We start from the raw sequence: 20,276 nt of genomic DNA, 5'->3' as shown, positions 1-20,276 counted from the left end.
GGAGTGGCAATCGCGCGAGCGACACTGCCACGCGATCTCTGCGACGGGGGCTTTCGCCACCGTCGCAGACCCAACTCATGCGTACTTGGCAGGCGTCGGTGCGCCGCTGTTCTCCGGCCGGATCTTGAACCAGATCGAATACATCGCCGGCAGAAACACCAGGGTCAAAATCGTGCCGGCCAGCGTGCCGCCGATCAGCGTGTAGGCCAGCGTGCCCCAGAACACCGAGTGCGTGAGCGGGATGAACGCCAGGATCGCGGCCAGCGCGGTCAGGATCACCGGCCTGGCACGCTGCACGGTGGCTTCCACCAGGGCGTGGAACGGGTCCAGCCCTTCGGCCTCGTTGTGATGGATCTGCCCGATCAGGATCAGCGTGTTGCGCATCAGGATGCCCGAGAGCGCAATCAAGCCCACCAGCGCATTGATGCCGAACGGCTGCTGGAACAGGATCAAGGTCGGCACCACGCCGATCAGGCCCAGCGGGCTGGTCAGGAACACCATCACCATCGCCGACATCGAGCGCACCTGCAGGATGATGATGATCAAGGTGACTGCCAGCATGATCGGGAACAACGGCAGCATCGCGGCAGTCGCCTTGCCGGATTCCTCGATGGAACCGGCCTCCTTGATCTGATATCCGCTGGGCAGTTTGTCGATGATCGGCTGCAACTGCTTGGTGATCGCAGCCGAGACATCCGGCGGCTGCAGTTGGTCGTCGACATCGCCGCCCACCGTGATCGTCGGCACACGATCGCGGCGGCGCAGGATCGGCTCTTCCATCCGCACATCCACGCTACCTACCTGCGACAGCGGCACGCGTTGGCCATTGGCACCGGCCAGGGTGAAATCGGCGATGCGTGCCGGATCAAAACGTGTCTCGCCGGCCGAACGCGCCACCACCTGCACGCTGCGAATATCTTCGCGCACCAGCGTGATCGGCACACCACTGAGCAGGAACTGCAGCTGCTGAGCGACTGCGGTCGAGGTCAGCCCCACTGCCTGCAGACGATCCTGCTCCAGGGTGAAATGCAGCGTTGGTGTGCGGGTGCCCCAGTCGGTGTTGACGGTGCGCAGCATCGGGCTGTCCTGCAGGACCTGCTTCACCTGCGCGGCGATACCGCGCAACACCTGCGGGTCGGCACCACTGACACGGTACGCCACCGGAAATTGCGAGTACGGGCCGAAGGTCAGTTGCGTCACACGCACGCGCGCCTCCGGTGCCAGGCCTTCGGAGACGGCCTTGCGCATGCGCAGCTTCAATGCATCGCGTTCGTGCGGGTTGTCGGTGCGCACCACGATCTTGGCAAAGGAGGGATCCGGCAACTCCGGGCCCATTGCCAGGAAGAAGCGCGGCGCGCCCTGCCCGATATACGCGGTCACAATCTTCGCTTCGTCCTGCTTGGCAAGCCAGGCTTCCAGCTTGGCGGTGGCGGCGCTGGTCTGGGTGATCGAGGTGCCGTACGGCAGTTGGACTTCGACCAGCACTTCGGGGCGATCGGAGATCGGGAAGAACTGCTTCTTGACGATGCCCATGCCAAGGATAGCCAGGACAAACAACCCGATCACCGAGCCGGCGACCAGCCACTTGCGTGCGATGACACGCTCCAGCGCAGTGCGGAAGCGGTTGTAGCGCGGCGTGTCGTACATCGCGGCGTGGCCGCCTTCGATCTTCTTCAGGTCGGGCAGCATCTTGACGCCCAGGTAGGGCGTGAACACCACCGCCACCACCCACGACACGATCAACGCGATCCCCACGATCCAGAACATGTTGCTGGTGTATTCGCCGGCGGTGGAAGCGGCAAACCCGTTCGGCATGAAGCCGACCGCCGTCACCAACGTGCCGGACAACATCGGCGCGGCGGTATGGCTCCACGCATACGCCGATGCGGCGACGCGGCTGTAGCCTTCTTCCATTTTCACCACCATCATCTCGATCGCGATGATGGCGTCGTCGACCAACAGCCCCAGCGCCAGGATCAACGAGCCCAGCGTGATGCGGTCGAAATTCTTGCCGGTGGCCAGCATCACCACGAACACCGCTGCCAGTGTCAGCGGCACCGCGGCCGCCACCACGATGCCCACGCGCCAGCCCATGCTGACGAAGCACACCAGCATCACCACCAGCAGCGCGACGAAGAACTTGGTCATGAACTCGCCCACCGACGCGTCGATGTTGACCGCCTGGTCGGTGACCTTGCTCAGGCGCATGCCCAGCGGCAGCTCGGCATTGATCGCGCCCACTTCGCTATCCAGCGATTTGCCCAACTCCAGGCCGTTCCAGCCATCGCGCATGATGATGCCCAGCAGCAATGCCGGCTCGCCGCCACTGCGGATCATGAAGGTGGAGGGATCTTCATAACCACGTTTGACGCTGGCGATGTCCGACAGTTTCAGGGTGCGGCCCTGCACCACCAGCGGGGTATCGCGGATCTTCTGCAGGCTGTCGAGCGCGCCGTCCAGGCGAATGAACACCTGCGGCCCGCGCGTTTCCACCGAGCCTGCCGCATTCAAGGCGTTCTGCGCATTGAGCGCGGCAAACACCTCCTGCGGACTGGCCCCCAGCGTAGCCAGACGTTCGTGCGAGAACTCGACAAAGATGCGTTCGGGCTGCTCGCCGATGATGTTGACCTTCTTGACGCCCGGCACGTGCAACATGCGCTGGCGCAGGCTTTCCGCATCGCGCGCGAGCAAGCGTTGCGGCTCGCCCTTGGCCTTCAGCGCGAACAGCGCAAAGGTGACGTCGGCATATTCGTCGTTGACCATCGGCCCGATCACGCCGGCCGGCAGGTTGCCGACTTCATCGCCCACTTTCTTGCGCGCCTGATAGAACTGCTCCTGCACCTGGCTGGGCGGTGTGCTGTCCAGCAATGTCAACGTCGTAAACGCAAGACCGGGGCGCGTATAGGTTTCGCTGCGGTCGTACCAGCGCAGTTCCTGCAGGCGCTTTTCGAGTTTTTCGGCGACCTGGTCCTGCATTTCCTGCGGCGTTGCGCCCGGCCAGGCAGTGATGATGGTCATCACCTTGACAGTGAATGCCGGGTCTTCGGCGCGACCAAGCTTGAGAAAGGCGACCAGGCCTGCCAGCGAAATCAGAAAGATCAGGAACAGCGTGATGGAGCGCTCGCGCACCGCGAGCGCCGAGAGATTGAAGCGGCCCTCGCTCACGGCTGCGCTCCTGCCGCGCTCGCGGTCTTGGTAGCACTGGTCGCGCCACTGGCGGGCGCAATCGTATTGGCAATCCGCACCTGCTCACCTTCGCGCAACAGATGCGCACCCAGCGCCACGATGCGCTCGCCACGCGCCAGCTTGCCGGCAACGTTGGCATGGTCATCGTCCAGGCCCAGCACCGTCACCGGCCGCCAGCTCACCTTGGCCGGATTGCCGGCAATGACCCACACCCCCGTCCCCTTGCCCGCATCGAACAGCGCGGCCAGCGGCACCTGCAGCCCGGTCTGCGTGCTGGCGGCCGGGCCGTCGGCAATGCGGATGCTGACGGTAGTGCCCAGCGGCGCATCGGCCAATGCGCCGTCGAGCACGTAACGCGCCTCGAAGGTACGGGTCAGCCGGTCCGCGCTGTCGGACAGCTGACGCAGCGTGGCCGGCACCGTGACGCCTGCATTGCCGAACAGCGTGGCCTGCGCGACCGAGCCAACCGGCGGGCGCAATGTTTCCGGCAGCTGCACGATCGCCTCGCGGCGCCCGGCATGTGCCAGCCGCACCACCGGCTGGCCGGCGGCCACGACCTGCCCTGGTTCAACCAGTGTTTCCATCACCACGCCATCGGCGTCGGCCAACAGATCGCTGTAGCGCTTGGAATTGCGGGCCACCTCGGCCTGCGCCTGGGCCGCGCTCAGTTGCGCCTTGGCGGCATCCGCTGCGGCCTTGATCTGGTCGTAGGCGGAGGCGGAGATGGCGCCGGTACCACGCAGATCGCGGTAGCGCGCCTCATCGTCGGCAGTCTGCTGCGCGCGTGCCTGCGCGGCTGCCACCGCGTCCTGCTGCGCGCGTGCGGCGAGCTGGAGATCGACCGGGTCGATCCGCAGCAACGGCTGCCCGCGCGTGACCCGCTGGCCGGTATCGACCAGCCGCTCCAGCACCTTGCCGGAGACCCGAAAGCCCAGATCGCTCTGCACCCGCGCGGCGACCGTGCCGGAGAAGCTGCGTGCTGCCGTACCGGCCTCTTCGACGGTAGCCACGCGCACCAGCGGGGTCGCAGTGCGGGGGTCTGGCGGCGGCGCCTCGCCGCAGGCGATCAATGCCAGCGGCAGCGCACACAGGAAAGTGGAGATAACGAGGCGGCGGCGAAGCATGGAAATCCCAGTGCGTGCTGTTGAAGGCTCGCATCTTGAGACTTGTGACCATATCAGTCAATAGTCACTATCGACTTTCAGGGCGAAAGGCTTCGCAACACCAGACCCGACAGCAGCAGCGGCACCTCGTCGGCGTGCTCCAGGCTATGCTGCAGCAACAGCGGATTCATGTACGGGCGCATCACCACGTAGATCGCCTGGGTGGCCTCGTCCAGTGGCGTCTTGCGCTCGAAATCGCCACTTTGCCGGCCTTGCTGCAGCACGTCCTGCAGCACTTTCTGGATGCGCACCTCGTAAGCGATCACCGACTGCCAGCGCTCGGTCGCCGCCGAGGTCGCAATCTCATACAGTTTGCGATCCTGAAAAAACAAGCGAAGGCTGGCCTCGATAATCACCTTGAACAGCCGCCGCAGCTTCTCGGGCGGCTGCTCGGCCTCGTCCACCGCCGCGCGCACCTCGGTCTCGATCTCGCGCAGGCAGTTGGTGCAGATCATCTCGCCGATGGCCTGCTTGGATTCGAAGAACTTGTAGATGTAGGCCTTGGAGAACCCGATCGCCTTGGCCAGATCGGACACGGCCGTCTTCTCGTAGCCGTAGCGGCTGAAGTGCTCGGTTGCCGCTGCCACGATCTGGTCGCGCACATCGTGGTCAGCCGGACCACGGCCTGAAACGGGATAGCTGGATGCTTTGCTCATGCGAACAGCTTAGCGCTCAAACACAATCCGCACAAAAGTGACCATTTCGTATTATAGTCACAGCTCGCCATTGCCTTCGTCGGTACCGTCATGTCGTCACTTCGCCCCCTTGCCGCGCTCATCGCCGCCAGCCTTGCCGCAGGCTGCGCCGTTGGCCCCGAGTACACCCGCCCCTCGGCGCCCCTGCCGGATCGCTATCTCGGCCAGGCAGCGGCCGAGCAGCGCCAGGCCGCTACACAGGCCGATCTATCGACCTGGTGGACCGGTTTCGACGACCCGGACCTGAGCCGCTACGTCACCCAGGCGCTGGCGCAGAACCTGGACCTGGCCCAGGCCAGCGCACGTGTCACCCAGGCCCGCGCCGGGCTGACCGCCGCCACGGCCGCACTGCTGCCTTCGGGCAACATCAGCGGCAACGCGACCCGCGCCTATCAGTCGCTGGAAACCCCGCTGGGCCAGGTGCTCAGCAGCACGCCCAACTTCGACCGCTATGCCAGCACCTACGAAGCCAACCTGGGCGCGAGCTGGGAGCTGGATCTGTTCGGCGGCCTGCGTCGCGGGCGCCAGGCCGCACTCGCCGACTACCAGGCCAGCGAAGCCGGTGCAGCCGCCACCCGTCTGGCAGTGGCTGCACAGACCGCCGACATCTACATCAGCATCCGCGGCCTGCAGGCACGGCTGGAGGTGGCGCAGCGCCAGGTCGCCACCCAGCAAGGCCTGCTGTCCATGGTGACGCTGCTGCATGGCAAAGGACTCGCACCCGAGCTGCAACTGCACCAGGCGCAAGGCGCGCTTGCACAGGCGCAGGCATCGGTGCCCGGTATCGAAAGCGGCCTGGTCGCGGCGATGAATGCACTGGACGTGATGTTGGGTGTTGCGCCAGGGACGCATCGTGCAGAGCTGGCCACCAGCAAACCCATTCCGCTTGCACCGCGCATTGCCGAAACGGGCACGCCCGGCGACCTGCTGCGGCGCCGCCCGGACCTGATCGTCGCCGAGCGCCGGCTGGCAGCGTCGAACGCGCGCATCGGCGTGGCGATGGCCGAGTACTACCCGAAATTTTCGCTCAGCGGATTACTCGGCAGCGCCACCGCCATCTCCGGCGCCAACCTGTTCACCAGCGATGCCAGCCAATCCGCCGGCGTGCTGGGTCTGCGCTGGCGGCTGTTCGATTTCGGCCGCATCAACGCGCAGATCGCCCAGGCCAAGGGACAGGAAGCCGAGCAGCTGGCCGCGTATCGCCTGGCCGTGCTGCGCGCCACGGAAGACGTGGAGAATGCGTTGACCGCACTGGTCAAACGCGAGCAGCAGGCAGCGGTGCTATCGCAAGGTGTGGATGCACTGGGCAAGGCGCGTGGTGCATCGGCGCTGGCCTATGAGAAAGGCGTGGTCAGCCTGATCGAAGTCTTGAATGCCGACGACAGCTTGCTGCGTGCCTCCGATGCGCAGGTGCAGGCACGCACCGATGCGGCACGCAGTGCAGTGGCCACCTTCAAGGCGTTGGGCGGCGGTTGGCAATCCGGCGCCACCGATGCGGTTGCGGTGCAGTAGTCGTCACCGAGTTGTATGTTGATGCTGTAGCGTCATCGACGCGATGCCACTCGCTCAAGTGGCATCGCGCAACGCATCGGCGCGTTCAGTGCGCGTGGAAGCGAATGCCCTGATTGATCGTGCATTGATACGCCAACAGTGCCCCGCGTTGCTGCAGACTCGGCAGGTCGTACATGTAAGTGGTCAGCCGCACACTGTTGTCGGCAAGCACCTGGTAGCGCTGGAACTGCTGGAACGGCCTGCCATCGCTGCTAGCCGCGATGAACTGGGTGTCGGAAAACGCCAAGGTGCCGTCCGCGGTAAGACGGTAGGCGCCGATGCGCACACCACCGCGGCTGCGACTGGATGCAATGCCCGCTTCGGCCGTGCAGCGCGACAGATCGACCGACACCGCCACATTGCGGCCGGCCTCCAACGCATCGATCAGACTCGCTTGCGTGTTCAAGGATTGCGTGGCGAATGCGGGAATTGCACTGGCTGACAGCACTGCAATAGCAAGTGAAAAATACAGACGTGAGGACATGTGCTTTCTCGGTAATGAGGGGGCAAACGCGCTCAATCGGCGTGGAAGCGGATGCCCTGGTTGATCGTGCATTGATAGGCCAGCACCGGGCCACGTTGTTGCAGACCCGGCAGGTCGTACATGTAGGTGGTGAAACGCACGCTGCCATCCGGACGCAGCTGATAACGCATGAACTGCTGGATCGGCTTGCCGTCGTTGGCCACGGTGAAGTGCGAACCGGAGAATGCGGCGGTGCCGTCCTCGGTGATGCGATAGGCATCGATATGGCGGCCGCCACGGGTCTGGGTGACCGGGGTGCCTTCTTCGGGCGTGCAGCGAGCGAGATCGGTGGTCAGGCTAACGTCATAGCCGGCCTCCAGGGCCGCGAGCACTTCAGCACGGGTGTTGAGCGATTCGCTGGCCCAGGCGGGTAGCGCGCAAGCGCACAGCGTGGCGAGCAAGGCAGTGGCAGCAAGACGGGGCATGGCGGACTCCAGGCGGACGAGGGGATGAAGCGACCTGGACTGTAATCAGCCCAGGCCGATCAACATGACCTAATCCTGTACGCACCGGTGCAGTGCGCTACGCATCACGCTGCATGATTGCGCTGTTTGGCGAAGTCCGCGCGAGATGGCGAGATGAGGGCTATACCTGCGCGCGCAGATCAAGATCCCGCTGGAAGGAGCGATAAGCCCCTCCCATCGGGAGAGGGGTTGGGGTGAGGGTACGGCCACCTACAAACGCGCATTGACCTCGCGCGGCACATGTTCCGGCTCCGGCTGTAACGCCGGCATCGCGCCCAACAACAGACGGTCGGCCAACGCACGCGTGGCGACGCGCAACTCCGGCACGGCGGTGATTTCCCAATACCGTCCACGCAACAGCGGACCAATGCAATACAGCCCCGGCACGATTTGCCCGGCGCCATCGCGCACCCGCAATTGCGCGTCGGTGTCCACACCCAACCCAAGCGGATCGGCACGTAACAGGCCGGCTTCGCGCATGCCGGCGATCAGCGGGTCGCTGGTGCGGTCGATGTCGGTATCCAAGCCGGTGGCGCGGATCACAGCGTCGTAGTGACCGGTCTGCGCGTCGGCAGCACCACGCGGGCGGATCACCGCCTCCACGCCATCGGGCACCCAACGCGCACGCAGCAAACGCGCTGCGACGATCTGCAGTTGCCCCGATTCCTGCAGCTGCGCCAATTGCTCCGCCGCGCCCGGCGCAACCCGATGCCGCGCCACTTCCCAATACGGCCGCAAGTGACGCAGAAAGCGCGCACGCTCAGGTAACTCAAGACGCTGCCACAAAGGCTGCAGATGCGGGCGCAGAGCATCCACCACGCGCCGCCAATCGTCGACCACCGCACTCAGCTGGCGCACGCCGCGCAGCAGGCCGCGCAGGTCGGCGTCCTTGAGCGCGCGCTGCAGATGCGGCGGCAATTCCAGCGCCGCGCCCGGCTGGCGCAGATGCGCCTGTGGTGCCAGCCCACGCCGTGAGATCGCCACCAACCGGCCACGATGCCCGCGCGTATGCAGGGTCAAGGCCACATCCACCATCGTCAGCCCGGTGCCAACGATCAGCACGTCATCGTCGGGCGACAACCGCGCCAAGGCATCGCCTTGCCACGGCCACCCGATGTAGCGCGGATGCACGCTCAAGCGCGGTCCGATGCCGGCCAGCGCCTGCGGTTGCAGCGCACCCACCGCCAACACCACGCGGTCGCTATGGAAGGCATCGCCATTGGCCAGAAACACGCGAAACCCCTTGCGCGCGCGCTCCACTGCCACGGCCTCTTGCGATAGCCGCATGATCGAGGCTTGCGCGCCACTCACTGCAGTATCCAGCTCGCTGCGCAGATAATCGCCATAGGCCAGGCGCGGCAGGAATTCCAATCGCCCGCTATCGCCAAGATGCAAGGTATCTGCGAATGCACCAGGCGCTTGCGCATCGATGCCCAGGTCTTTGGCACGCACGTTGAGCAAGTGTTCCGGCCGCGCCGCACCATAGGCAATGCCGCTACCGAAAGTCTCTGCCACGCCGACCAAAGTGATGCGGACCTGCGCGTCGGCCGTCTGCGCCAGCGCACGAACCAGCGCGGTACCGCAAAAGCCGGCACCGATGACGGTGATATGGGTTTCCATGTGCAACTCCCACTGAATGACCCGCACGTTGTGCCCGTAGCGCGGCGCGAACGTGTAAACAAATGGTTAGCGGCGAGCAAGCGAAAACGCATGAGCTGATCATGGTTGGTGATGAGGCTTGCGTCGCAGGCGGCGCGCGCGCCGCATTGCATGTAGATGACAGCGCACGCGACCGCAGGTAGGTGCTGGTGCATGGCTCCCCACGTGGCTCGCAGCGCTGTGCTGCGCACCGCAATTGAAAGTAGCTGACAAAATGTAGCGAGCAGTTGCCGGGGGCATGCGGACAGCGCGCTCAGAACCGGAGTGTACGGGTGGCACATGCCGATTCCGAGCACCGGCCGCGCGCGTCTGGCGGTGAGCGCAGTAATTTTGTTAGCCGCTCTTGGATTTTGGGTGCACCTGCGATGGTACGTCCAACACCGCAATGGCGCCGAACACTGCGTCATGACCAGGCTGCTCGATAATGCCGGTTTCCGATCGAGTGCCCGCCATGTCCATTCCTGCAGCACGCCCGCAACTCGCGCCGCGCGACCAACGTGTCCTGATCGCCGGCGGTAGCCGTGGCATCGGCCTGGCCATTGCCGACGCGTTCGTGCACAACGGCGCGCACGTCTCCCTGTGCGCACGCAATGCCGATGGCCTCGCATACGCCGCACATGCGTTGGCGCCGCATGGCGCGCCGGTGCATACCTTCGCCTGCGACCTGTCGGATGCTGTGCAAATCGAGGCCTATGTGGACGCTGCAGCGCAGGCATTGAATGGCCTGGACGTGGTGATCAACAACGCCTCCGGCTATGGACACGGCAATGACGATGCAAGCTGGCAGGCCGGTCTGGACGTGGATCTGATGGCCGCGGTGCGCTGTAATCGCGCCGCGCTGCCGCACTTACGCAACAGCGCTGCGGCGGTGATCCTCAATATCAGCTCGATCAACGCGCAGCGCCCCACGCCGCGTGCGATCGCCTACTCCACCGCCAAGGCTGCGCTCAATTACTACACCACCACGCTGGCCGCAGAACTGGCGCGCGAGCGCATCCGCGTCAACGCGATTGCGCCAGGCTCGATCGAATTTCCGGACGGACTATGGGCACGGCGTCGCGATGAAGAACCGGAACTGTATGCACGCATCCGCGACAGCATTCCATTCGGCGAGTTCGGGCAGGTGCAACACATCGCCGATGCGGCGTTGTTTCTCGCATCGCCGCAAGCGCGCTGGATCACCGGGCAAGTGCTGGCGGTGGATGGCGGGCAGTCGTTGGGGGTTTGAGCGCATTACATGCGCCTGCGGAGCATGTCTCTCAGCCGCACGCGGATCTGTAGGAGCGTGCCTGCGCGCGACGGAGCTTTGTCGGTAACGCCTCATCGCGCTCAGGCGCGCTCCTACGAAACAGCTGACAGCCAGTCCTATATCTGCGGCACCCTCGCGAGGGCGGGCGGGTGCTGGTAGATAGTGGGCAGTCGTTGGGGACGTGAGCAGAGTATTTGTGCTTGCGACGATGCCGATCCGCTACACGCGCATCTGTAGGAGCGCGCTGGCGCGCGACGAAGCTTTATAGGTAACGCCTCATCGCGCGCCAGCGCGCTCCTACGAAACAGCGGAAAATCAGCTCTCTATCCGACGGCCTCTCGACGAGGCGACCAGATAGCGTTAGCCAACCAGCTCCGCCGCCTCAACACTGTGCTCCCCACGCGCAGGTGCCAGCGCTGCGCTTACCATTGCCGCAGCGATACGTTCGGCCGGGTTGATGCGGAAGCGGCGTGGCAGCAACGGGCCGAGCGCGCCCAGCACGAGACTGCCGAGATGTTCGCCGGTACGCCGCTCTTCGCGCTCGCCGCCGATCAGCCCCGGGCGTACGAAGGTCAGCGAAGGAAAGCCAACCGCGCGCAGGTCGCGTTCCAGCTCACCCTTGACGCGGTTGTAGAAAATCCGCGAGTGCGCATTGGCACCGGCGGCCGAATTCAGTACGAACACCGAGGTGCCCTGCGCGCAGGCGGCACGTGCCAGTGCCATCGGGTAACCGTGATCGATGCGATAGAACGCTTCGCGCGAGCCGGCCTGTTTCATGGTGCTGCCCAAGGCGCAGATGGCCGCTTCCATGCGCGGAGCGGTCCAGCTGTCCAGGCGATCGAAGTCGATCACCTGGTTGCGCAGTTTGGGATGGATCTGCGTCAGCGGCCGGCGCGTGATCGCAACCACGCCCGTGCAGCGCGTGTCAGTGAGTAACTGCTGCAAGACGTGTTTGCCGACCAGACCGGTCGCCCCTGCCAACAACACGTCCATCAGTGCGCTCCTGCCATCAGCGTGCGCCCTCGGAGACGATGCGCGCACTGCTGGCGATGCGATCGCGCTCCACCGCCAGCAAGGTCAACGAGTGCGCTGGCGCCTTCCATTCGCTGCCACCGGCCACCACGCGGCCGCCGTGGCGTGCGGTGTCGACCAGTACGCGCCAATGTTCGTCGTGCATCGCCGGCAGCGTGAATGTCACGCTGGTGGAGGCGGCATTGATCAACATCAGCAAGCTCACGTTGGCGGCGATTTCGCGCAGGCCGGTGGTCGGCGAGCGACCATCCAGGCGCAGCATCAGCGCGCGGGCTTCCGGGTCGTGCCAACCGGCTTCGTCCATCTCGTTGCCGTTGGGCGCCAGCCAGGTGAGATCGCGCAGGCCCAGCGCTTCATCGAACTTGCCATCGAAGAAACGTGCGCGATGCAGCAGCGGATAACGCTGGCGGATGCGGATCAGCCGGCGCACGAACGCGGCCTGATCGGCGGCGGCGGCCTTGCTGGCGGCAGTCCAGTCGATCCAGGTCAGTTCGTTGTCCTGGCAATACGCGTTGTTGTTGCCGTTCTGGCTGTGGCCGAATTCATCGCCGGCCAGCAGCATCGGCGTGCCTTGCGAGAGCAGCAAGGTGGCGAGCAGATTGCGCATCTGCTGACGCCGCAGCTGCTTGATCGTCGGGTCGTTGGTATCGCCTTCGACACCGTAATTGGCCGAGATATTGTGGTCGCTCCCGTCCCTGCCCTCTTCGCCGTTGGCGAAGTTGTGCTTGCCTTCGTAGCTGACCAGATCACGCAGGGTGAAGCCGTCGTGCGCGGTGACGAAATTGACCGAGGCGGTGGGGCGTCGGCCACTGTGGTTGAACAGATCGGCCGAGCCGGTGAGGCGTGTGGCCAACTCGGCCAGTTGCCCACCGTCGCCGCGCCAGAACGCGCGCACGTTGTCGCGGAACTTGTCGTTCCATTCCACCCAGCCCGGCGGGAAATTGCCGACCTGATAACCGCCCGGGCCGATATCCCACGGCTCAGCGATCAACTTGGTCTGGCTCAGCACCGGATCCTGGCGCACCGCATCGAGAAAGCTGCCCGAGGGGTCAAAGCCATAACGCTCGCGGCCGAGGATGCTGGCCAGATCGAAACGGAAGCCGTCGACGTGCATTTCCTGCACCCAGTAACGCAGCGAGTCCATCACCATGCGCAATGCGCCGACGTTGGTCAGGTCGAAGGTGTTCCCGGTACCGGTGTCGTTGATGTAGAAGCGGCGGTCGTCGGCCAGCCGGTAGTAGCTGGCGTTGTCGATGCCCTTGAACGACAGCGTTGGCCCAAGTTCGTTGCCTTCGGCGGTGTGGTTGTAGACCACGTCCAGCAGCACTTCCAGCCCGGCGTGATGCAGGCGCGCCACCATCTGCTTGAACTCGGCCACGGTCCGCGTGGACATGTAACGCGCCTGCGGCGCGAAGAAGCCCAGCGTGTTGTAGCCCCAGTAATTGCGCAGGCCTTTTTCCAGCAGGTATTGATCGTCGACGAAGGCGTGCACGGGGAGCAGTTCCACCGCGGTGACGCCGAGCGAGCTGATATGGTCGATCAACTCGTCGGTCTTCAAGGCCGAGAACGTGCCGCGATCTTCCGGCGGCACTGCCGGGTGCAACATGCTCAGCCCGCGCACATGTGCTTCGTAGATCACCGTGCGATTCCACGGCGTCTGCGGCGGGCGATCCTGGCCCCAGGTGAAGGCCGGGTCGATCACGGCGGATTTGGGCATGAACGCGGCGCTATCGCGACGATCGAAACTCAAATCCTTGTCGCGATGGCCGATGGTGTAGCCGAACAGATGCGGCGCCCATTTGAGCTCGCCGACGATCTGCTTGGCATACGGGTCCAGCAGCAGCTTGTTATGGTTGAAGCGGTGACCGGCATCGGGCGCGTAAGGCCCGTGCACACGGTAGCCGTACAACTGACCGGGGCGTGCGTCGGGCAGATAGCCGTGCCAGACCTCATCGGTGTATTCGGGCAGCGCCAGGCGCTCCTGCTCGCGGCCACGCTCGTCGAACAGACACAGTTCCACGCGGGTGGCGTTGCGCGAGTACAACGCGAAGTTGACGCCCAACCCGTCCCAGGTGGCGCCAAGCGGATTGGGACGGCCTTCGCGGATGCGCGAGCGTTGCGTGAACTTGCGAGTGGCCATCGGTAACTCCTGAAAACGGTGAACTCAAAACCAGTGAGCGAATACGAATGCGTGCGGGTGCACGTTCAACCCTGCATGGCGCGGCCAGCAGGGTGCACCATGCAAGATGACAGAGGCACCGTTACTGACGTGCAGTGACGGGCGGGTTGGCCTGTTCGGCGGCGCGTTCTTCGGCGTCCACCAGGCGCTCGGCTATGGCCCAATGACGGGCCGCATGCCCGTCCGGGCGGCCTTCGGCCTCCCATATCTCCTGTGCCAACTGGCGAAGTCGCGCCTGCCGTTGCGTATCGTTCATTGCGTACGTTCTCTTAGGGGGTCGTCAACACTGCCACCGGCGCGCGTGCAAACAGCGTGGATAGCGCCAGGCGTCCTTGCTGCGGCTGCAACGTGCTGCCATCGAGCACATTACGGTATGTGCCTTGCGGCAATGCCAACGCCGCCTGACCCCAACGTGCCGGCGGCACCAGCAACGGCAGATCGCCCTCGGTCTGGTCACCGGCACCCAGTCGCGTGACCGCCACCACCAGCGACTGGCCACGGTACTGACGACGGAACGCCAGCACCTGCGCATCGCCACTGACTGCCACGTTGAGCGGCTGATAGTCGCCCTGCGCGAACAACGCCGGATGTTCGGCACGCAGCTGCAACAGCAGCGCAGTGAGACGCGCCTTGACCGCGCCATCGCGCCAGCTGCGCAGCAGCGTGTTCCAGTCGCGCGCCTGCGCCAGCCATTGCTGGCGCTGCGCGTAATCGACCGGGCGGCGATTGTCCGGATCCACCAGCGACAGATCCCAGCCTTCGGTGCCCTGATACAGATCGGGCACGCCCGGCACGGTCAGGCGCAACGCGGTTTGCACCAGCGCATTGCGCGCGCCGGCGGCGGCGATGTGGTTGCTGGCGCGCAGCAGCGCACGCCGCAGCGGCAGCCCGGCGCGGCTGCACAACACCTGCTCCACGGTGGCTTGCACGGCCTGTTCGTAGACCGGCGAGCCATCGGTCCAACTGGTGTGCAACTTGGCCTCGCGCACTGCCTTGAGCAGCCATTGCGCAATGCGCTCGGCGTACGCGGCCAGCGGCTCGGTCTGATCGGCGCCCAGGCCGATCGGCCAGGCGGCCACCAGGGTCTGCCACAGCATCTGCTGGTCGCCACCGGCCAATGCCGGCGATTCCAGTGTCTCGGTCAAGGCATCGAACTGGGTGCTCTGCTCGATCCACCAGCGCGGTTGCTCGGACAGCACCGCCAGCCGCATGCGCAGGTCTTCGCCGCGCTTGTGATCGTGCGTGGCAGTGGCCAGCAGGGCGCGTGGGAAGTGCTTGGCGCGTTCGAGATTCTGCGCGTGGAACTCGGCCGCCTCGTTGGCGAAGTGGGTCGGATGGCTACCGACTTCGTTGCGCGACAGCAGCACGCCGTGACGGTAGAACGCGGTGTCCTCCACCGACTTGGCATTGAGCGGTGCGGACAACTGCTCCACGCGACGACGCAGGATGCGCCGCAAGGCGATCTGCGCGCGATCGGCACCGGCATCGTCGAGCAACCAGCGCTCGATCGCATCGACGGCCGCAACGATCGATTCCGGCATGCCCTCGCGCGCATGCGCGGCGGTGGCGCGTAAGCGCTCGGCTTCGCTGCCGGTCACGCCCTTGGCACCGGCGTAGGTGCGGTACACCGGGAACCAGCGCAGCAACACGCACAGGCCGCGCGCCAGCATCTGCGGGCTGAACTCGCGCGTGGGCGGGTCCAGTCGCGCCAATGCCGACAACGCACCGACGGCGCGATTGAATTCGGTCTGCAGCGGGCCACGCAGGATCTCGTCGCGTGCGGCGCGTTCTTCCTGGGCGAAATCGCCACTACGTCCGCTCACCTTCTGCCAGGCACGCGCCAGCGGCTTGAAGCCGGCCGCGTCATGCAGCACGCCGCCCACTTGGTCCATGAAGTCGTAACCGGTGGTGCCATCGCAGGGCCAGTCGGCCGGCAAGGCTTCGCCGGGGGCCAGAATCTTTTCCAGATATAAGGCCAGCGTGCCGGGCTTGAGCCCGCGCTGACGCCCGGCCGCATCCAGCCGGCTGCGCAGCTTGCGCACATAACCGGTGGGGTCGGTGAGCCCGTCCACGTGATCGATGCGCAAGCCATCCAGATGGCCCTCGGCCACCAGCCGCAGCGGCAGCGCATGCACCGCGTCGAACACTGCCGGCAGCTCCACCCGCAACGCGACCAACGAGGTGATATCGAAGAAGCGGCGGTAGTTGAGCATGTCGTTGCCCACGCGCCACCAGTTCAAGCGATACGGCTGGCGTTCGATCAGCTTGTGCAGGCGGCCATCGCCGCGTTTGGCGCCGTCGTTGTAGTCGCGCAGCCATTGCGCACGTGCCGCCTTTTCCGGCACCTCCAGCGTCTGCGGACGGATCGGGTAACGCTGATCGTAATGCGCCAGCGCCGCACTGCCGTCGTCCTCGACCACCAGCGTGATCAGCCCTTCGGCCAGTGCGGTGGCATACGGGCGATCCAGCACCGCCAGCCACAACTTGCCGTCGCGCCCCGGGGCGCGCCAATCGATGTCGAACCAGTCGGCATGTTTGGCGCTGCGGCCGTTACGCAAGACATCCCACCACCACGCGTTATGCGCGTGCGTGGCCATGTGGTTGGGCACGATATCGGCGATCAAGCCCATGCCGTGTTCGCGCGCGGCCTGCGACAAGGCGATCAACGCGGCTTCGCCACCGAGTTCGGGATTGACCACGGTCGGGTCGATATTGTCGTAACCGTGCGTGGAGCCGGGTACCGCAGTGCCGATCGGCGACAGGTACAGATGACTGATGCCAAGGCCGGTGTAGTACGGCACCTGCGCGAGCGCATCGTGCAGGGTGAAGCCGGCATGCAGCTGCAGGCGGGCGGTGGCGCGAAGATCGATCATGGATGCGGTTCCGAAACGGCCGCGACGCGACGCGCCTCGGCAAAGCCCTGCAGCGCCGTACTCAGGCGCGCATGCGGCAAGGGATCGGGCAGGCGTCGGCGCCAATTGGGATGGACCTCGACGGTGCCCGGCAGATTGGGTTGTTCTTCCAGCGCCAACGCGTCTTCCACCGGCAGCAGGGCCAGTGGCGAGACGCTGGTGGCGGTGAAGCGCAGCGCGCCCAGCAGCGGGTCGTCCGCAGCGCTGAGGCCGGCGTGTTCGACCGCCGCATCCAGACGTGCAAGATCCTTGCTGCGCGCGGTGGCATCGTCGCTGGCCTGCGCGGGCTGGATCAGTTCCAGCTTGCGTCGCCAATCGATATCGCGGCCTTCGCGCCAGCCGGTCAAGGTGGGCAGATCGTGCGTGGTGGTGGTGGCCACCGCATCCGGCCGCCACAACGCCGGCGAGACAAACGCACCATCGGCGTCGCGGGTGAACATCAACACATCGATGCCCATCACTCCACGCCGCGACAGTTCTTCGCGGATGCCGCGCGGCACCACACCCAGGTCTTCGCCGATCACGATAGCGCGATGCCGCCACGATTCCAGCGCGAGCAGATTGAGCAGATCGTGCAGCGGATAGGCCAGATACGCGCCTTCGTTGGAGCTGGCGCCTTCGGGCACCACCCACAGCCGCAGCAGGCCAAGAATATGGTCGATACGGATACCGCCACGGTCGCGCAATACCGCGCGCAGCAGCGCGATATACGGCGCGTAACCGCTGCGTCGCAATGCAGTGGGCGAGTACGCACCGATGCCCCAATGCTGACCATCGGCATTGAAGGCATCCGGCGGTGCGCCCAGCACCAGGCCACGCAACACGGTGTCTGCGGCAGCCGCAGCTTCGGCGCCATTCGGGTCGAAGCCCACGGCCAGATCGGCGATCAAGCCGATCTTCATGCCACGCTCGTGCGCCTCGCGCTGCGCATCCGACCAGCTGCGCGCTGCCAGCCATTGCGTGAATACATGCAGCTGCGGATCGCCATCGCCGAAATCCTGCGCAGCAAAGCGTGCAAAGCCCTCCAGCGCAGCGCCGCCCTCGGTACGAAACGCGACCAGGTCAGCGTGATCTGCTGCGACGCGCGTGTACAGATGGCGCAGCAATTGCCACTTGGCCTGCGCAGACGCCGGCCAGTCGATCAATGCACTGTGATGCAGCGTATCGAAACGCTCGCGCAGCCCAGGCACTTCGTTGATCGCATCCAGTGCCAGTTCGCCCAGCACGCGCACAGGCGCGGCATGCAACGGATCCAGAAAGCGCCGGTCGCTGGGCGAATACGGGCTGTAGCCGCTGGTGACCGGGCGCGAGGCATGCACCGGGCTCAATGCCAATGCATCGGCACCAGCCAGCGCGGCATGCCTTAGCCACTCCACCGTGCCGGACGCGTCACCGATACCACCGTCGTCGATGCTGCGCGCCGAATACACCTGCAACGCCATACCCCAGGCACGCGGTGCCGGCAATCCGCACGCATCGGCCACGCTGAAGCAGCGTTGCGGCGCCACTGCGACCTGCTGGGTCAGCTCGCCGATCTGCAGCGTCCAGTAACCGAAACGCTGCGGTGCGCGCACCTGCCCTTGCGCATCCGCACGCGCTTGCTCGCTGGCGCCGCTGTCGTCCACCCAACGGCCGCTGGCATTGGGGGCAACCGACACGGGCAATAGCGCGGCCACCTGTACGGTCAACAGCGGTGCCGGCTCGATTGCCTGCGCCTTGCAGCGACGCAGGCTGTCTTCGCGTTGCGTGGCGGTGGCGGCAGGCAATTCCAGCGCAGTGAGCACCGCATGCAGCGACTGTTCGGACACCTGCCGCGGCTGGTCGCTGGCATCCACCCAATCCACCATCACCCCGGCCGCTGCGGCCAGCGTGTGCAGATCCGCTCTGCTCAGATCGCGCGTACTCATGCGCGCTCCTCATGCCAGGCGATGAAGCCATCGACCGGCAACTGCTGCCCATCGGCAGCGACGTTTTCAGCATGCGCCACACGTCCGTGCAGTGGCGGCATCGGCACTGCAGCGCTGCCGACGTTGAAGGCGATATGCCACACCCCACCCGGCAATTCCCAGCTGGCAGTCACCGCGCCTTCGGCCAGCACACTGGCGCCCACGGCGCGCGCTTGCGCAAGGCCTGGCACCAACCATTGGCGGCGCACGCCCAGCAAGGCGGTGAACCATGCTGTCCACTGCGCGCCCTCGCCTTGCACAGCGTCTTCGATCGGCGACCGCGATGCGGCGAAGGTGGCGTGGCTGTTCGGGTCGGGAATGGTGGCGCGCTGCGCTTCGTCGGCGAACGCGGCGAAGTGCGCGAACTCGCGACGACGGCCTTCGCGCACCGCATCGTCCAGCGGCGGGCCAAAATCGGTGAAGAACAGGAACGGCTGCGTGGCGCCCCACGGTTCGCCCATGAAAAACAGCGGAATCATCGGCGTCAGCGCAGTCAACGCCAGTGCGGCGCGCAGGCGTTGTTGCGACACCAGTACGGTCAACCGCTCGCCCCGCGCACGGTTACCGATCTGGTCGTGGTTCTGCGCAAAGATCACAAACTTGTGTGGCGGCAGGCCGCCGCTGGGCTCGCCGCGCACATGTCCACGCGGATCCGGCTGGCCTTGATACGCGAAGCCTTCGCCCAGCACGCGCGCCAGATGCTGGGTCGGTTGATCGGCGAATGCAGCGTAATAGCCTTCCTCCTCACCGGTGAGCAACACATGCAAGGCGTTGTGGAAGTCGTCGTCCCACTGCGCGGTGTAGCCGCGCTGCAGCTGCGAGGCCTGGTTGAATTCGTTCTCCAGCACCAGATGCACGTGGCGACCGGCCGGCAGACTGGCCTGCACGGTCTCGCGCAAGGTGTCCAGGAAGGCGTTCGGGGTGATCGCGTGCACCGCATCCAGACGCAGGCCGTCGAAGCCGTATTCGTGCAACCACATCAGCGCGTTGTCGAGAAAGTAGCGCTGCACCTGCGGCTTGCGGAAATCGATCGCCGCGCCCCACGGGGTGGGCTTGTCTTCGTTGAAGAATGGTGCAGCGTAGCTGTGCAGATAATTGCCGTCCGGGCCGAAGTGGTTGTAGACCACATCCAGCAACACCATCAGGCCATGCCCGTGCGCGGCATCGATCAATGCCTTCAATTCGTCCGGCGTGCCATAGGCTTCCACCGGTGCGTACGGCAGTACGCCGTCGTAGCCCCAGTTATGCGCACCCGGAAACGCGCTCAACGGCATCAGCTCGATCGCGGTGATGCCCATCGCCGCCAGCTGCGGCAATTGCGCCTGCACACCGGCATAGCCGCCGCAGGTACCGACGTGCAGTTCGTAGATCACCGCCTCGTCCCACGGCCGTCCCTGCCACTGGATGTTCTGCCAAGCGTAGCCATCGCTGGGCTGCACGGCGCTGGGGCCGTGCACGCCCTCAGGCTGCCAGCGCGAGGCCGGGTCCGGTACCGGCTCGCCGCCATCGACGCTGTAGCGATACCGCGCATCGGCGGCGCAGTCGATCAGCGCAGTGAAAAACCCATCCTGCCCGGCGTGCAGCGCGCGACGCACGCCGTCGTCGAAGACCACATCCACGCCCTTGGCATCGGGTGCCCAGAGCGCAAAGCGCACCTGTCCCTCACCCGCTGGCCATGCGCCCCATGCCGGCAGGGTGTCGTTGCGCTCGTTCATCG

The 20,276-nt window shown here is 65.5% G+C and carries 14 protein-coding genes and 1 other RNA gene; 2 read left to right on the top strand and 13 right to left on the bottom strand.

The window, feature by feature from the left end:
• Positions 1-75: 75 nt before the first annotated feature.
• The 3 genes from AC1PLU_RS02460 to AC1PLU_RS02450 all read right to left on the bottom strand — a co-directional run bounded on the left by AC1PLU_RS02460 (position 76) and on the right by AC1PLU_RS02450 (position 5,005).
• Positions 76-3,165 carry an efflux RND transporter permease subunit gene (locus AC1PLU_RS02460; protein WP_481107610.1) on the bottom strand — a complete coding sequence of 1,030 codons (3,090 nt, stop codon included), beginning with the start codon at positions 3,163-3,165 and terminating at the stop codon, positions 76-78.
• Positions 3,162-4,310, bottom strand: a complete 1,149-nt coding sequence (locus tag AC1PLU_RS02455) for an efflux RND transporter periplasmic adaptor subunit (RefSeq protein ID WP_481107609.1) — start codon at positions 4,308-4,310, stop codon at positions 3,162-3,164. The genes AC1PLU_RS02460 and AC1PLU_RS02455 overlap by 4 nt, the downstream gene beginning before the upstream one ends.
• A 77-nt stretch (positions 4,311-4,387) precedes the next feature.
• Complete coding sequence (locus AC1PLU_RS02450) at positions 4,388-5,005, bottom strand: TetR/AcrR family transcriptional regulator (RefSeq protein ID WP_023902336.1); 618 nt, start codon at positions 5,003-5,005, stop codon at positions 4,388-4,390.
• Positions 5,006-5,095: 90 nt separating this feature from the next.
• Here AC1PLU_RS02450 and AC1PLU_RS02445 point away from each other — a divergent pair, with 90 nt between their 5' ends.
• On the top strand, positions 5,096-6,556 hold the full coding sequence (locus tag AC1PLU_RS02445) for an efflux transporter outer membrane subunit (RefSeq protein ID WP_481107608.1): 1,461 nt from the start codon (positions 5,096-5,098) through the stop codon (positions 6,554-6,556).
• Between the two features lie 85 nt (positions 6,557-6,641).
• Here the strand turns inward: AC1PLU_RS02445 and AC1PLU_RS02440 are convergent, their stop codons facing one another.
• The 4 genes from AC1PLU_RS02440 to AC1PLU_RS02425 all read right to left on the bottom strand — a co-directional run bounded on the left by AC1PLU_RS02440 (position 6,642) and on the right by AC1PLU_RS02425 (position 9,522).
• On the bottom strand, positions 6,642-7,079 hold the full coding sequence (locus AC1PLU_RS02440; protein ID WP_481107607.1) for a VirK family protein: 438 nt from the start codon (positions 7,077-7,079) through the stop codon (positions 6,642-6,644).
• A gap of 32 nt (positions 7,080-7,111) precedes the next feature.
• Positions 7,112-7,543, bottom strand: a complete 432-nt coding sequence (locus AC1PLU_RS02435) for a VirK family protein (RefSeq protein ID WP_006448758.1) — start codon at positions 7,541-7,543, stop codon at positions 7,112-7,114.
• Positions 7,544-7,792: 249 nt separating this feature from the next.
• Entirely contained in the window at positions 7,793-9,202 is a 1,410-nt protein-coding gene (locus tag AC1PLU_RS02430; protein ID WP_481107606.1) for an FAD/NAD(P)-binding protein, read from the bottom strand.
• Between the two features lie 243 nt (positions 9,203-9,445).
• Positions 9,446-9,522, bottom strand: a non-coding RNA gene (locus tag AC1PLU_RS02425) — sX9 sRNA.
• A gap of 170 nt (positions 9,523-9,692) precedes the next feature.
• Between AC1PLU_RS02425 and AC1PLU_RS02420 the strand changes: the two genes are divergently transcribed.
• Entirely contained in the window at positions 9,693-10,469 is a 777-nt protein-coding gene (locus tag AC1PLU_RS02420; protein WP_481107605.1) for an SDR family NAD(P)-dependent oxidoreductase, read from the top strand.
• Between the two features lie 381 nt (positions 10,470-10,850).
• Here the strand turns inward: AC1PLU_RS02420 and AC1PLU_RS02415 are convergent, their stop codons facing one another.
• From AC1PLU_RS02415 to treZ, 6 genes are all read right to left on the bottom strand, one after another.
• On the bottom strand, positions 10,851-11,483 hold the full coding sequence (locus AC1PLU_RS02415; protein WP_481094073.1) for an NAD(P)H-binding protein: 633 nt from the start codon (positions 11,481-11,483) through the stop codon (positions 10,851-10,853).
• Between the two features lie 16 nt (positions 11,484-11,499).
• Entirely contained in the window at positions 11,500-13,662 is a 2,163-nt protein-coding gene (gene glgX / locus AC1PLU_RS02410; protein WP_481107604.1) for a glycogen debranching protein GlgX, read from the bottom strand.
• A gap of 121 nt (positions 13,663-13,783) precedes the next feature.
• The gene (locus AC1PLU_RS02405; protein WP_481107603.1) at positions 13,784-13,957 is read right to left on the bottom strand and encodes a DUF2934 domain-containing protein; all 174 of its coding nucleotides are present in this window, start codon (positions 13,955-13,957) and stop codon (positions 13,784-13,786) included.
• 13 nt (positions 13,958-13,970) lie between these two features.
• A complete protein-coding gene (gene treY, locus AC1PLU_RS02400; RefSeq protein ID WP_481107602.1) occupies positions 13,971-16,574 on the bottom strand; it encodes a malto-oligosyltrehalose synthase in 2,604 nt (867 codons plus the stop codon).
• A complete protein-coding gene (gene malQ / locus AC1PLU_RS02395; RefSeq protein WP_481107601.1) occupies positions 16,571-18,520 on the bottom strand; it encodes a 4-alpha-glucanotransferase in 1,950 nt (649 codons plus the stop codon). Before malQ ends, treY begins: the two co-directional genes overlap by 4 nt.
• Complete coding sequence (treZ, locus tag AC1PLU_RS02390; RefSeq protein WP_481107600.1) at positions 18,517-20,274, bottom strand: malto-oligosyltrehalose trehalohydrolase; 1,758 nt, start codon at positions 20,272-20,274, stop codon at positions 18,517-18,519. The genes malQ and treZ overlap by 4 nt, the downstream gene beginning before the upstream one ends.
• Between the last annotated feature and the right edge of the window lie 2 nt (positions 20,275-20,276).

This window comes from Xanthomonas sp. NCPPB 2933 (genome assembly GCF_056725225.1).
This window is presented reverse-complemented; position numbering and strand designations above follow the sequence as displayed.

Excerpts from the sequence above, each read along its gene's own strand:
- AC1PLU_RS02455 (WP_481107609.1), bottom strand. The coding sequence starts at position 4,310 with ATGCTTCGCCGCCGCCTCGTTATCTCCACTTTCCTGTGTGCGCTGCCG.
- AC1PLU_RS02450 (WP_023902336.1), bottom strand. The coding sequence starts at position 5,005 with ATGAGCAAAGCATCCAGCTATCCCGTTTCAGGCCGTGGTCCGGCTGAC.
- AC1PLU_RS02445 (WP_481107608.1), top strand. The coding sequence starts at position 5,096 with ATGTCGTCACTTCGCCCCCTTGCCGCGCTCATCGCCGCCAGCCTTGCC.
- AC1PLU_RS02440 (WP_481107607.1), bottom strand. The coding sequence starts at position 7,079 with ATGTCCTCACGTCTGTATTTTTCACTTGCTATTGCAGTGCTGTCAGCC.
- AC1PLU_RS02435 (WP_006448758.1), bottom strand. The coding sequence starts at position 7,543 with ATGCCCCGTCTTGCTGCCACTGCCTTGCTCGCCACGCTGTGCGCTTGC.
- AC1PLU_RS02430 (WP_481107606.1), bottom strand. The coding sequence starts at position 9,202 with ATGGAAACCCATATCACCGTCATCGGTGCCGGCTTTTGCGGTACCGCG.
- AC1PLU_RS02420 (WP_481107605.1), top strand. The coding sequence starts at position 9,693 with ATGTCCATTCCTGCAGCACGCCCGCAACTCGCGCCGCGCGACCAACGT.
- AC1PLU_RS02415 (WP_481094073.1), bottom strand. The coding sequence starts at position 11,483 with ATGGACGTGTTGTTGGCAGGGGCGACCGGTCTGGTCGGCAAACACGTC.
- glgX (WP_481107604.1), bottom strand. The coding sequence starts at position 13,662 with ATGGCCACTCGCAAGTTCACGCAACGCTCGCGCATCCGCGAAGGCCGT.
- AC1PLU_RS02405 (WP_481107603.1), bottom strand. The coding sequence starts at position 13,957 with ATGAACGATACGCAACGGCAGGCGCGACTTCGCCAGTTGGCACAGGAG.
- treY (WP_481107602.1), bottom strand. The coding sequence starts at position 16,574 with ATGATCGATCTTCGCGCCACCGCCCGCCTGCAGCTGCATGCCGGCTTC.
- malQ (WP_481107601.1), bottom strand. The coding sequence starts at position 18,520 with ATGAGTACGCGCGATCTGAGCAGAGCGGATCTGCACACGCTGGCCGCA.
- treZ (WP_481107600.1), bottom strand. The coding sequence starts at position 20,274 with ATGAACGAGCGCAACGACACCCTGCCGGCATGGGGCGCATGGCCAGCG.